Below are 12,650 nucleotides of genomic sequence, written 5' to 3' on the forward strand. Positions count from 1 at the left end.
CGCGCTACGAGAAGTGCTACGGGGCTACGAGGAGCTGGTGCGGCTGCCCGTCGTGGTCCGTGCGTCGCCCCCGGCCGACGGCCCGTCCAGCGTCTTCGCTTCCTCCGCGGGGGCCGGTACGGCCGCCGGTCCGCTAGCCGTACCGGTCGCGCCGCCGTCCTCCGGTTCGCCGAACCAGGCGACCGCGACGGCACCGGCCACCGCCACGACGAAGCCGAGCACCGCCATCCAGGCGAAGCCGGGCCGGGAGGAGTCACCGAGCCACAGCACCCCGAGGATGCCCGGCACCACCGTCTCACCCACCACCAGCGCCGCCGTGGCGCCGTTGACCGAACCGATCTGGAGGGCCACCGTGTGCAGATACATACCGCCGATACCGGCGACCAGAATGGCGTAGAGCGCCGGGTCCGCCAGGAGCGTGGGCAGGTGGAACGGGTCGACGCCGTTCAGTACGCGCACCCCGACACCGAGCGCGCCGAAGCCCAGGCCGGACAGCAGGCCGGCGAGGATCGCGGCGCGGCTGCCGAGCAGCCGGACGACCAGCGTGCCACCGCCGATCAGCGCGACCGAGGCGATCAGCAGCCACCAGTGGGTGGTCGTCGACGCGTCACCGCCGCCCTCCGGCCCGGCAGCGGTGGCCAGCAGGACCAGCGCCGAGCAGACCACGGCGATGGAGGCCCACTCGGGGCGGTTCAGCCGGATGCCGAGCAGCTTGATGCTGAGGACGGCGGTGATCACGAGGTTGGCGCTGATGACGGTCTGCGAGAGGAAGAGCGGCAGCAGCCGGGCGGCCAGCGCGCCGAGGCCGAAGCCCACGAAGTCCAGCACCGTGCCGACCATGAACTCCCAGGTCACGGCCGCCTTGGCGGTGGAGGAGAGACTGGGCCCGCCGTGTGCGGTGACGCCGGTGGTGGACGCGGCGGCCGCCTCCCGGCGCGCGGACTTGCGTGATCCCACCGCTTGCAGGACCGACCCCGTGCCGTAGCAGGCCGAGGCCGCTACCGCCGTCAGAAGACCGATGAGCACCAAGAACTCCGTTTCGCGCACTGCCTGGTTTTACCTGTGCATTACCTGACTAGCGAGACGTGGTTTCGGGGGCGTGAGTTGCCTCGGACGGTCGGGCAGATGCCGCTGGGCCGGGACCGGGGGCTCCGCCGAGGCGGGCCAGTGCTTCCGTGGCCTCTTCCACCGAGTCGACCAGAGCGATCTTGTCGGACATGGCGCGTTCCGCGGCGAGCGCCTGCAACAGGGGCCAGGCGGGCAGCCGCTCGGTCCAGTGGGCACGGTCGACGAGCACCATCGGGGTCGGTTCGCCCCGCGACCCGTAGTAGTTCGGGGTCGCGTTGTCGAAGATCTCCTGCACGGTGCCCGCCGCGCCGGGCAGGAAGATCACTCCGGCGTTGGAGCGCGCCAGGAGGCCGTCCTCGCGGACCGCGTTGACGAAGTACTTGGCGATGTGGGCCGCGAAGGCGTTCGGCGGCTCGTGCCCGTAGAACCAGGTGGGGATGCCGACCGAGTCGCCGCCGTCCGGCCAGCGGTCCCGTACCTCGAAGGCGGCCCGCGCCCAGTCCGTCACCGAGGGGCCGAACCGCGGCACCTTGGCGAGGAGAGCGAGGCTCTCGGCCAGCATGGTGTCCTCGAAGGGGGCAGCGTAGGCGCCGAGGTTCGCGGCCTCCATCGCGCCCGGACCGCCGCCCGTGGCGACCGTCAGACCGGTCCGGGCGAGCCGGCGCCCCAGCCGGGCCGCGCCTTCGTACGCGTCGGAACCGCGCTCCAGCGCGTGCCCGCCCATGATGCCGACGACACGGGCGCCGGTGAGGTGCTCGTCCAGGGCGTCCGAGACGGCGTCGTCGTGGATGCCGCGCAGCATCGAGGCGAAGATGTCGCCGTCCGACATGGTCCGCTGGTACCAGTCGTAGGCCAGGGCGTCGGGGGTCGCCGCGTAGCCGGCGTCGGTGGCGAGGGCTTCGAAGAGTTCGCCGGGCGAGTAGAGGCTGCCGCGGTACGGGTCGAACGGCAGATTCGGTATCGGCGGGAAGACCAGAGCGCCGTCCGCCCGCACGCTCGCGGCAGCCTCCGGTGCCATCCGGCAGCCGAGGAAGACGGCGTCCGAGGCCGGCGTGCCGAGCAGGGCGGCCGTGCGGCCGGTCAGGTCGAGGGACTGGACACGGTAGCCGCGCAGACTGCCCGAGGCCAGCACCCGGTCGAATGCGGCGAGCGTCTCGATCTCGCGGTCGTCGCGGCGGTGCGGCGACCGCTCGACGGGGCGATGGGGCGTGGGGGACTCGGAGTTCGGCTGCACGCCCGACATCGTAGGCGGGCGGCGCCGGGGCCCGGCGGTGAGGGCCGGGACGGCGGGCGACGCGGTGGGGAGCGCTTGGGCCCGGCGGCGCGGGCCGGGACGGCGGGTGGCGCGGTGGCAGGTCAGCGGTCAGGGAAGCAGGGGCAGAGCGGCGAGTTCCGCGATGGCCCAGGTCAAGGGGGCCAGGACGGCAAGAAGGGCCAGGACGCGGAGGGCGGCGGCGCGGTGCAGGAGGGAGCGGGGCGTACCGAGGCGGCGCAGGGCGGCGGTGGTGTGCGTACGGGCCCAGCGGGCTTCCAGGGCCGCCGTGAGGGCGCTCGCGGTGACGCAGGCCAGGACGAGGGCCGCGCCCAGCCCGGTGAGGGGGCCGAGCGGCCGGGCGGGGGCGGCTTCGTACACCCGCACCGCCGCGTACGTGCCGGAGGCGACCGCGCAGAGCACGCCGAGCGGACGGCCGATGCGCCGGGACTCCTCCTGGAGGACCCGGCCCGCGAGGAGGCGGACGGCGCCCGGGCGGCCGGCGGCGAGCAGCCGGCCGGACAGCTGCGTCAGACCGGGGCCCGCCAGGACCAGGCCGAGGGTGGACAGCGCCCAGCCCGCCAGGACACCCGGCGGGCTGCCGACGAGGCGTTCGGGCAACGGGAGGAGCGCGTCGGCGTCGGCGGCGCCCCGGCTGACGTAGGTCTCCAGGGCGAGGCCGGCCGCCGTCAGGGTGATCCCCCACGGGAGCGCGGCGGGCATGGCGGAACGCGAACTGTTGGTCTCCATGGCCGTGAGGGGCTCGCCGGTTCCGGCGGCCGCCCGGGCGCCGCGCCGGCCGCCGCGGGCGTCCTTGCGGGGGCGCAGGACGACCGCGGTCGTGCCCGACGCGATCAGGGGGACGACGGCGAGCAGCAGCAACGCGCCGGCCGGCGGGAGGGCGTGGCCTGCGCCGAGGAGCCGGGTGGCGGAATCGGTGGCGGGCGCGCCGCCCAGATCGCCACGGAGCGCCAGGAACACGAGCAGCGCGCAGAAGCTGCCCAGGACACAGGAGACGGCGGTGGAGGTGGCGGCGATCAGGGTCAGCCGGGCAGGCCCCAATCCGGCGGCGGACATGCCCCGTTGAGGCCGGGTCGCGGGGTCGGTACGGGCCGCGGACACGGCGAGCTGGGTGGTGGCCGCGACCGGGACGGCACACCAGAGCAGGCGTACGAAGGCGTCCGCGGCCGACGCCGGGTGGGCGGCGGCATGACCGAGGACGGCCAGCAGGAGAAAGCCGGTGCCCGCGGAGGCGGCGGCCACGAGCAGGCGGCGCAGCAGGACGAGGGGGTGGGCCCCGAGGGTCAGACGGAGAGCGAGCACTCTGCCCTGCTTTCCTTCTCGGGGGCGGGGGCCTTGGGGCCGACGCGACGGCCGTCGAGGAGCGCCACGGTGCGGTCGGCGAGGGTCTCGGCCTCGGGCTCGTGGGTGGCGAGGACGACCGTGATGTCGTGCGAGCGGGCAGCCGTGGTGATGGCGCGCAGGACCTGGGCGGCGTCGGCGCGGTGCAGCGGCGCGGTGGGCTCGTCGGCGAACAGGACCCGCGGCGCGCAGGCCAGGGCGCGGGCGACGGCGATGCGCTGGCGCTGGGACTGGTCGAGGCGGCCGGGGCGTTGGCGGGCGCAGCGGCCCACGTCGAGGCGGTCCAGCCACTCGCCGGCGGTCTGCTTGGCTTCGCGGTGACCGACGCCGCGCAGCAGCAGGGGGAGGGCGGCGTTCTCCCAGGCGGACAGTTCGGGGACGAGGTGCGGTTCGGTGTCCACCCAGCCGAACCGGTCCAGGCGCAGCCGTTCACGGCTGAGCGGGGAGAGCGTGTGCACAGGTGAACTGTTGAACCAGATCTCGCCGCTGTCCGGGGCAAGTTGGCCGGAAAGGCACCGCAGGAGAGTCGTCTTGCCGCAGCCGCGCGGACCGGTGACGGCGAGGATCTCGCCCTCGCGGACACCGAGGGAAACCCCGGTGAGCGCGGGGAGCCGGCGTATGTGTGGTGCAGGCCGCGCGCCCAGAGAACGTCGTTGTCAGGTGGGGCCACCATCTGCGCACCTCATGCTCGTCGCGTCCGATCGTTCCCCCAACCGGGTGAACGACCATGGAGGGTATCGGTCACTGGCACGGTAAGGAGTGGCGACCCTCGGTATTCGGCGCTCGCCGCGCACCACGGCCCAGGTTCACTCAAATGGCCGCTTATATGAAGAACCTGGGCGAAGGGCTAATGGGGAGGGGCCGCGGGAGATGCGGGGTGCGCAGGGGGAAGGGGCGGCCGGCGCCCGGAGCCCGCGCTCGCCCGGGGGCCGCGCCTGCTCGGAGGGCGTACGGGACCGTGAGTCCGGGGCCGTGCGCGCATCGCGGGCGGGCGCGCGAGCCTGCTGAGCGGGCACGCACGTACCGGCAGGTGGGCGGGTGGACGCGACAAGCCCGGAGACCCGGACCGGACCGCGGGCCCGGGGCGAGGTTGCGGCCTTTCTTCGCACGCTCCTCGGCCCCGGGCCCGCGCCCGCCGTTCCGCACGTGTCAGAGCTTCGCCCACGCCTCCGTCAGCGTGCCGCGCAGGATCTGCTCGATCTCGTCGAAGACCGGCTGGTCGGCGATGAGCGGCGGGGCGAGCTGGACGACCGGGTCGCCGCGGTCGTCGGCACGGCAGTACAGACCGTTCTCGAAGAGGGCCTTGGAGAGGAAGCCGTACAGTACGCGCTCGGTCTCCTCGTCGTTGAACGATTCCTTCGTGGTCTTGTCCTTGACGAGTTCGATGCCGTAGAAGAACCCGTTGCCGCGGACGTCACCGACGATGGGCAGGTCGTGGAGCCTCTTCAGGGTCGAGAAGAAGGCGTCCTCCTTGTCCAGCACGTGCTGGTTGAGGCCCTCGCGCTCGAAGATGTCGAGGTTGGCGCAGGCGACGGCGGCGGAGACCGGGTGGCCGCCGAAGGTGTAGCCGTGCAGGAAGGTGTTGTCGCCCTTGTAGAACGGTTCGGCCAGCCGGTCGGAGATGATGCAGGCGCCGATGGGGGAGTAGCCCGAGGTCATGCCCTTGGCGCAGGTGATCATGTCCGGTACGTAGTCGAACTTGTCGCAGGCGAACATCGTGCCGAGGCGGCCGAAGGCGCAGATGACCTCGTCGGAGACGAGCAGCACGTCGTGCCGGTCGCAGATCTCGCGGACCCGCTGGAAGTAGCCGGGCGGGGGCGGGAAGCAGCCGCCCGCGTTCTGCACCGGTTCCAGGAAGACGGCGGCGACGGTGTCCGGGCCCTCGAAGAGGATCTGCTGCTCGATCTGGTCGGCGGCCCAGCGGCCGAACGCCTCCGGGTCGTCGCCGAAGAGCGGCGCCCGGTAGATGTTGGTGTTCGGGACCTTGTGCGCGCCGGGGACCAGCGGCTCGAACGGGGCCTTGAGGCCCGGCAGTCCGGTGATGGACAGGGCGCCCTGCGGGGTGCCGTGGTAGGCCACCGCGCGCGATATGACCTTGTGCTTGGCGGGCTTGCCGGTGAGCTTGAAGTACTGCTTGGCCAGCTTCCACGCGGTCTCGACGGCCTCGCCGCCGCCGGTGGTGAAGAAGACCTTGTTCAGGTCGCCGGGCGCGTAGTGGGCCAGCCGCTCGGCCAGCTCGACGGCCTTGGGGTGGGCGTACGACCAGATGGGGAAGAAGGCCAGTTCCTGGGCCTGCTTGAGCGCGGTCTCGGCGAGTTCGGCGCGGCCGTGGCCGGCCTGGACGACGAAGAGGCCGGCCAGACCGTCGATGTAGCGCTTGCCCTTGTCGTCGTAGATGTTCGTGCCCTCGCCGCGCACGATCGTCGGCACGGGGGCGTTCTCGTACGACGACATGCGGGTGAAGTGCATCCACAGGTGGTCGTAGGCCGTCTTCGAGAGGTCAGCGGTCATGGCTATCTGGTTCCCCAGGTGTAGGTCTGCTTACGGAGCTTGAGGTAGACGAAGCTCTCGGTCGTCCGGACGCCGGGCAGCGTGCGGATCCGCTTGTTGATCATTTCCAGCAGGTGGTCGTCGTCCTCGCAGACGATCTCGATGAGGAGATCGAAGGAGCCCGCGGTCATGACGACGTACTCGACCTCTTCCATGGCCGTCAGGGCGTCGGCCACCGGGTCGAGGTCGCCTTCGACGTTGATCCCGACCATCGCCTGCCGCCGGAAGCCGACCGTGAGGGGGTCGGTGACCGCGACGATCTGCATCACGCCTTGGTCGAGCAGTTTCTGTACGCGTTGCCGCACCGCCGCCTCGGACAGGCCGACGGCCTTGCCGATCGCGGCGTACGGACGACGGCCGTCCTCCTGGAGCTGCTCGATGATCGCCAGGGAGACGGAGTCGATCGACTGGGTGCCGTTTCTGTCACGAGTGGCCACATCCCTCACTCTGCACGAGCCTCGTCAGTCCCGCAACCCCGATGCGATGAAATCAGTTGTCTGTGGATCCCGACGCCACTGATTTCGTCGTTCACCCTTGACGGGTATGTCGAAAACGTTGACTTCCTGGCTAGGGTGGGCATCTCAAGCACTGGACACCTGACTAGGAGGGGTCGCTCGTGACCACCGAACTGCGTCGGCTGCGCAACTACATCGACGGGGAGTTCCGGGACGCCGCCGACGGGCGGACCACGGAGGTGGTCGACCCGGCCACGGGTGAGGCGTACGCCACCGCTCCGCTGTCCGCCGCCGCGGACGTCGACGCCGCGATGGCCGCCGCCGAGGCCGCGTTCCCCGCCTGGCGCGACCTGGTGCCCGCCGAGCGCCAGAAGGTCCTGCTCAAGATCGCCGACCGCTTCGAGGAGCGGGCCGAGGAACTGATCGCCGCCGAGTCGGAGAACTGCGGCAAGCCCGTCGCGCTCGTCCGCTCGGAGGAGATCCCTCCGATGGTGGACCAGATCCGCTTCTTCGCGGGCGCCGCCCGGATGCTGGAGGGCCGCGCCGCGGGCGAGTACATGGACGGTCTGACGTCCATCGTCCGCCGTGAGCCGGTCGGCGTCTGCGCGCAGGTCGCGCCGTGGAACTACCCCATGATGATGGCGGTGTGGAAGTTCGCCCCGGCGCTGGCCGCGGGCAACACCGTCGTCCTCAAGCCCTCCGACACCACGCCCGCCTCGACCGTGCTGATCGCCGAGATCATCGGCGGCGTGCTGGACGAGCTGGGCCACTCCCGCGGCGTCTTCAACGTCATCTGCGGCGACCGTGACACCGGCCGTCTGATGGTCGAGCACAAGACCCCGGCGATGGCCTCGATCACCGGTTCCGTACGGGCCGGTATGCAGGTCGCCGAGTCCGCGGCCAAGGACCTCAAGCGGGTCCACCTGGAGCTGGGCGGCAAGGCGCCGGTCGTGGTCTTCGAGGACACCGACATCGCCAAGGCGGTCGCGGGCATCTCGGAGGCCGGCTACTTCAACGCGGGCCAGGACTGCACGGCCGCGACCCGGGTGCTCGTCCACGAGTCCATCCACGACGAGTTCGTGACCGCGCTCGCCAAGGCCGCCGCCGACACCAAGACCGGCGCGGTGGACGACGAGGACGTGTTCTACGGGCCGCTGAACAACGCCAACCAGCTGGCGCAGGTCAAGCGCTTCATCGACGGCCTGCCCGCGCACGCCAAGATCGAGGCGGGCGGCCACCAGGTCGGCGAGAAGGGCTACTTCTACGCCCCGACCGTCGTCTCCGGCCTGAAGCAGGACGATGAGATCGTCCAGCAGGAGGTCTTCGGCCCGGTCATCACCGTCCAGTCCTTCCGGGACGAGGACCAGGCCGTCGAGTGGTCGAACGGTGTGGAGTACGCGCTGGCCTCGTCGGTGTGGACCAAGGACCACGCGCGGGCCATGCGGATGTCCAAGAAGCTGGACTTCGGCTGCGTGTGGATCAACACCCACATCCCGCTGGTCGCCGAGATGCCGCACGGCGGGTTCAAGAAGTCCGGTTACGGCAAGGACCTCTCGGGCTACGGCTTCGAGGACTACACGCGCGTCAAGCACGTGATGACGTCGCTGAACGGCTGAGTCCGTCCGCCGGGCGGCACACCGCGCTGTGCCGCCCGTCACTCCGTCGTGGGCAGCGCCCCGGCAGGCGACGTTCTGTCGCTTGCCCCCGCCGCCCACGGCGCGTGAGAGTGCTCGCCATGGCTGAACTATCGCGGCGTTCGCTGCTTCGGGGCACGGTCGGTACGGGAGCGGCCGGGGCGCTGGCCGCGCTGGTGGCCGGGTGCGGAGTGCCCGCCGCGTACGTCGCCCCCGGCGACCGCGCGGCCCCCGACCGCTCGGCCCGCGACCGGCGCCTGACCTTCGCCAACTGGCCGCTCTACATCGACGTGGACGAGCGCGACCAGCGGCGGCGGCCGACGCTGGAGGTGTTCGAGCAGCACACCGGCGTCTCGGTGACATACACCGAGGAGATCAACGACAACGACGAGTTCTTCGGCAAGATCAGCCCCGCCCTGATGAACCGCCGGCCGACCGGCCGCGACCTGATCGTCATCAGCGACTGGATGTGCGGCCGCTTCGTACGCCTCGGCTGGGTGCAGGAGATGGACCGCTCCCGGCAGCCCAACGTCGCGCGCCACCTCGACCCGCTGCTGCGCACCCCGCACTTCGACCCCGGGCGCAAGCACAGCGTCCCCTGGCAGTCGGGCATCACCGGCATCGCGTACAACCGCAAGAAGCTCGGCCGGGAGATCCAGCACACCGCCGACCTGTGGAAGGACGACCTGCGCGGGCGGGTGACGCTGCTGTCCGGTCTGGACGAGTCCTTCGCGATGCTCATGCAGGGCGACGGCGTCGACATCACGCGCTGGACGGAGACCGACTTCCACCGGATGACGGAACGCATCCGCCGCCTCGTGGACAAGAAACACATCCGGCGCTTCACCGGCAACGACTACATCAAGGACCTGGCCTCGGGGGACGTGCTCGCGGCGCAGGCGTACTCGGGCGACGTCGCACAGCTCAAACAGGACAACCCGGACATCGAGTTCGTGGTGCCGCAGGAGGGCGCCGAACTGTGGGCGGAGAGCCTGATGATCCCCGGCCGCGCCGAGCACAAACGCAACGCGGAACAGCTGATCGACTTCTACTACCGGCCGGAGATCGCCGCCGAACTGGCCGTCTGGGTCAACTACGTCTGCCCGGTGCCGGCCGCGCGGGACGTCCTCGCCTCCTCCAAGGACGAGGAACGCGCCGCACTGGCCGAGGACCCGCTGGTCTTCCCGGAAGGCGCCCTGCGCAAGCGACTGGCCATCGCCCGCGACATCACCTCCAAGGAACGCCCGGCGTTCGCGAAGGAGTGGAATGGGATCGTGGGGCTTTGAGGCGGTGGGGGCGTTGTGCGGAACCACTGATAGCCCGTCAGTTCCCGTCTGTAACGCGGCCGTACGATGCGACGCTTATAAGAACGAGGCCGCTTCTGCGGTGGCGTTTATATAAGATCGAGTCGGAGTCCACCGAGCCCGGAGGCTGAATGGCTGTCCTTCCTGTCGCTGTACCCGAGCCTGATGGCTGTCGCGCGCAGCTTGCTGCTCTCGGCACCAAGCTGGAGTACCTGCATCCGGCCTTGCGGGCCGGAGAGATCGCCCGCCGGTCCGCGACGCGGAACCACCCGGCGAATACCGCCGGCACCAGGGCGTATCAGGAACACGTCCGGATCATTCGTGAGATGCACATCCAGCACGAGGGATGGAAACGGCTTCTGCACGACCATCTGGAACTGGTCTGCAACCCTGACAGGACGGTTGCCTTCGGTGTCATGAGCGGTGACGGGGCGACGGGTGAGCGGGCGTGCCTGCCCCGGAACGTGCGCCGTCGTGGCGCGGCCACGAAACGGGTCGCCGAGGACAACGCCGCGCAGCTGGAGCTGTTCTCGCTGTGCCGTCGGAACGAGGTCGTCCTGAGTTCTGAGGAGGCCGACCACCTTCAGGTCTGGTTCCTCGTGTCGCGCCGCATCGCGGTCGGTGACAAAGTCCACGTCCACAACGAACTGTCACTGCCCGGCGAGGTCGTCGACGGTTACGTCTCGGAGTGGAAGCGGCGCATCCTTCTGCCGGTCCTCGAAATGGACGGAATCGAACCGCCGCACGAAGATGGGGGTGGCGAGATCGACATCCCGGTGCCGTTCCGCTGAGAGCCCGTCCCGGTGCGGCACTGTTCTCACAGTGCCGCACCCTGCACCACCGACCCTACGAGGCAGTCCACCATGGTGACCCCATCACGCATCACGCTGGCCCGGAAGCGCCGGGGACTGACCCTCGCAGATCTCTCCGTCCGTGCCGGAGTGTCCCTGCAGAGCCTGTCGAACTATGAGACAGGCCGTACGGCACCCCGGCCGTCCACCGTCCGGCGGCTCGCCGGCGCGCTCGATTTTCCCGAGCAGTTCTTCAGCGGGCCGGACATCGACGAACTGCCGGCGGAGGGCATCTCCTGGCGCGCCCGTACCAAGACACCGCCCCGTGTCCTGGACTCCGCCCGTGCCGCCGGCACGCTCGCGGCACAGCTGTACGAGTGGATCGACGAGCGTTTTCGTCTGCCCGAGCCTGATCTGCCCTCGCTCGGCAAGCCGGACCCCGAGACGGCCGCGGAGATGGTGCGCACCCGCTGGGAGCTGGGCAATGCTCCGGCGCCGAACATGGTGCACCTGCTCGAGGCGCACGGTGTCCGGGTTTTCTCGCTGCCGCCGGACTCGTTGGAGGTGGATGCGTTCGCGGTGTGGCGGGGCAGAGTTCCGTTCGTCTTCCTGAACGTGATGAAGACCGTCGAACGTGGCAGATTCGACGCCGCCCACGAGCTGGGACATCTGGTCATGCACGGCAGCGGTGAACGCCTGTGCACCGGCCCAGGGGCTGAACGGCAGGCGAACGACTTTGCCAGCGCATTCCTCATGCCGGCCGCCGGCGTGCTCGGTCACATGCCGGCGGGTGCCCGCGTCGATCAGGTCCTGGAGGGCAAGCGGATCTGGAAAGTCTCGGCCATGGCGCTGACGTACCGTATGCGCGACCTGGGGCTTCTCACCGACTGGCAGTATCGCTCGACCTGCGCGGAACTGAGCGCACGTGGATATCGCACCGACGAACCGCAAGGTCTGAAGAAGCGGGAGACGTCGCAGATCCTGACCAAGGTCTTCCAAGGGCTCTGGTCCAAGGGCATTCGCCTCGGCGATGTGGCCGATCAGCTCGGAGTCGGAGCGGACGAGATGGCGGAAATGCTGTTCGGGCTGAGTGTGGCGACCGTGGAGGGCGAGGGAGAAAGAGCTGGCGATCCCCGGGCCAAGAGCGCTCTGAGCCTCGTGCGTTGAAGACGGCGTCACGGTTCGTGCCCCTGTGCCGGAGCGACGACAAGGGCTCCTGTCGTACGTGCGTTCAACGGGATGTGCCCTGCACGACCGCTTCCTCCAGGGTCGCTCGCAGTCGCTCGTACGTGGGGGCGAGTTGTCGCAGGACTGCTTCCAGCGCTTGGTTGTCGCCGGAGGCGGCGGGGTACTGCAAACTGCCGAGGATGCGGGACTGTTCGGCCAGTAGGGCGGCTGGGGTGGTCAGGCCCAGAGGGCTCAGGCATGCCGCTGCGTCGTGGAGGCGGCGGACGCCGACCTGGACGGCGAAGGAAGCGAGCAGGTCGCGGGTTTCGGAGGGCAGGCCGCCCTCGGCGACCTGGTCTGCGAGGGCTTCGAGCGCGGCGGCTCCGCCCAGCGTTCCCGGCGGGACCGGCAGGTCGTCGCGGCCGGCCAGCCACCGTACGGCGCCGGGTAGGGACTGTCGGAGGGCGTCCGCCGGGTCTACGGTCCGCTCTTGGGCGAAGGCGGAGCGCATCACGTAGGTGTCGTCGGTGTACGGCACCGTCTCCGCGCGCCAGGCGGCGGCGAACGCCGGGGTGGGGAGGGTCGCGTAGGGGTGGCCGTGCGGGTCGTGGAGGAGGACGGTGTTGTTCTCGACCGCGAGGACGACCACGTAGTGGTCGGCGCCGATCGCGGTGCCGGAGCCGTGCTGGTACCGGAGCAGACCCATCTCCAGCGGGCCGGCCAGGACGGGGCCTTCCGCGCAGGCGGCGCGCAGGCGGGTCAGTGCCTCGTCCTCGGTACCGCCCGCCTCGCGTACGCAGTGCAGGCCGAGCGCCGATACGGCGGCGTCCAGACCGCGCTCCGGGTCCCAGCCGTACGGGTCGAACAGGGGCATGGTGCCGCCGATGAGCTGGACGCCGAACGGGGAGCCGGTGAGGGTTTCGATGACGGCGGTCGGCGGGGCGGCGTCGGGGCCGAGCATCATCGCCAGGGAATTGCTGTAGCAGTACGGGCCGGAGCCGATGTAGGTGAGCATGGCAGTCCTCGGTGAGGGGCGGGAGGGGGCGTTCCTCAGTGGACTGCTTGAC

Annotated in this window: 10 protein-coding genes and 1 pseudogene; 4 read left to right on the plus strand and 7 right to left on the minus strand. The window is 70.6% G+C overall.

Going from position 1 to position 12,650, the window contains the following annotated elements:
• Positions 1-24 precede the first annotated feature (24 nt).
• The 6 genes and pseudogenes from ACEXOX_RS34050 to ACEXOX_RS34075 form a co-directional block, all read right to left on the minus strand.
• Positions 25-1,026 carry a hypothetical protein gene (locus tag ACEXOX_RS34050; protein ID WP_406524760.1) on the minus strand — a complete coding sequence of 334 codons (1,002 nt, stop codon included), beginning with the start codon at positions 1,024-1,026 and terminating at the stop codon, positions 25-27.
• Between the two features lie 49 nt (positions 1,027-1,075).
• A complete protein-coding gene (locus ACEXOX_RS34055; protein ID WP_406524761.1) occupies positions 1,076-2,311 on the minus strand; it encodes an LOG family protein in 1,236 nt (411 codons plus the stop codon).
• A gap of 120 nt (positions 2,312-2,431) precedes the next feature.
• Positions 2,432-3,643, minus strand: coding sequence for a hypothetical protein (locus ACEXOX_RS34060; RefSeq protein ID WP_406524762.1), 1,212 nt, complete (start codon positions 3,641-3,643; stop codon positions 2,432-2,434).
• Positions 3,625-4,355 (minus strand): annotated as a pseudogene (locus ACEXOX_RS34065) (ABC transporter ATP-binding protein). Before ACEXOX_RS34065 ends, ACEXOX_RS34060 begins: the two are co-directional and overlap by 19 nt.
• 476 nt (positions 4,356-4,831) lie before the next feature.
• A complete protein-coding gene (locus tag ACEXOX_RS34070) occupies positions 4,832-6,193 on the minus strand; it encodes an aspartate aminotransferase family protein (RefSeq protein WP_406524763.1) in 1,362 nt (453 codons plus the stop codon).
• Between the two features lie 2 nt (positions 6,194-6,195).
• A complete protein-coding gene (locus ACEXOX_RS34075) occupies positions 6,196-6,669 on the minus strand; it encodes an Lrp/AsnC family transcriptional regulator (RefSeq protein ID WP_003980199.1) in 474 nt (157 codons plus the stop codon).
• 179 nt (positions 6,670-6,848) lie between these two features.
• Here ACEXOX_RS34075 and ACEXOX_RS34080 point away from each other — a divergent pair, with 179 nt between their 5' ends.
• The 4 genes from ACEXOX_RS34080 to ACEXOX_RS34095 all read left to right on the plus strand — a co-directional run bounded on the left by ACEXOX_RS34080 (position 6,849) and on the right by ACEXOX_RS34095 (position 11,583).
• A complete protein-coding gene (locus ACEXOX_RS34080; protein WP_406524764.1) occupies positions 6,849-8,303 on the plus strand; it encodes a gamma-aminobutyraldehyde dehydrogenase in 1,455 nt (484 codons plus the stop codon).
• A gap of 119 nt (positions 8,304-8,422) precedes the next feature.
• Positions 8,423-9,607 carry a spermidine/putrescine ABC transporter substrate-binding protein gene (locus ACEXOX_RS34085; RefSeq protein WP_406524765.1) on the plus strand — a complete coding sequence of 395 codons (1,185 nt, stop codon included), beginning with the start codon at positions 8,423-8,425 and terminating at the stop codon, positions 9,605-9,607.
• 149 nt (positions 9,608-9,756) lie between these two features.
• The gene (locus ACEXOX_RS34090; RefSeq protein ID WP_406524766.1) at positions 9,757-10,416 is read left to right on the plus strand and encodes a hypothetical protein; all 660 of its coding nucleotides are present in this window, start codon (positions 9,757-9,759) and stop codon (positions 10,414-10,416) included.
• A 72-nt stretch (positions 10,417-10,488) separates the two neighbouring features.
• Positions 10,489-11,583 carry an ImmA/IrrE family metallo-endopeptidase gene (locus ACEXOX_RS34095; protein ID WP_406524767.1) on the plus strand — a complete coding sequence of 365 codons (1,095 nt, stop codon included), beginning with the start codon at positions 10,489-10,491 and terminating at the stop codon, positions 11,581-11,583.
• Positions 11,584-11,647: 64 nt separating this feature from the next.
• Here the strand turns inward: ACEXOX_RS34095 and ACEXOX_RS34100 are convergent, their stop codons facing one another.
• Complete coding sequence (locus tag ACEXOX_RS34100; RefSeq protein WP_406524768.1) at positions 11,648-12,598, minus strand: hypothetical protein; 951 nt, start codon at positions 12,596-12,598, stop codon at positions 11,648-11,650.
• Positions 12,599-12,650: the final 52 nt, after the last annotated feature.

The organism is Streptomyces sp. Ac-502, from assembly GCF_045222935.1.
Classification (GTDB): Bacteria; Actinomycetota; Actinomycetes; order Streptomycetales; family Streptomycetaceae; genus Streptomyces; species Streptomyces monomycini.

Coding starts and splice junctions, on each gene's coding strand:
- ACEXOX_RS34100 (WP_406524768.1), bottom strand. CDS start 12,598: ATGCTCACCTACATCGGCTCCGGCCCGTACTGCTACAGCAATTCCCTG.
- ACEXOX_RS34085 (WP_406524765.1), top strand. CDS start 8,423: ATGGCTGAACTATCGCGGCGTTCGCTGCTTCGGGGCACGGTCGGTACG.
- ACEXOX_RS34090 (WP_406524766.1), top strand. CDS start 9,757: ATGGCTGTCCTTCCTGTCGCTGTACCCGAGCCTGATGGCTGTCGCGCG.
- ACEXOX_RS34095 (WP_406524767.1), top strand. CDS start 10,489: ATGGTGACCCCATCACGCATCACGCTGGCCCGGAAGCGCCGGGGACTG.
- ACEXOX_RS34070 (WP_406524763.1), bottom strand. CDS start 6,193: ATGACCGCTGACCTCTCGAAGACGGCCTACGACCACCTGTGGATGCAC.
- ACEXOX_RS34055 (WP_406524761.1), bottom strand. CDS start 2,311: ATGTCGGGCGTGCAGCCGAACTCCGAGTCCCCCACGCCCCATCGCCCC.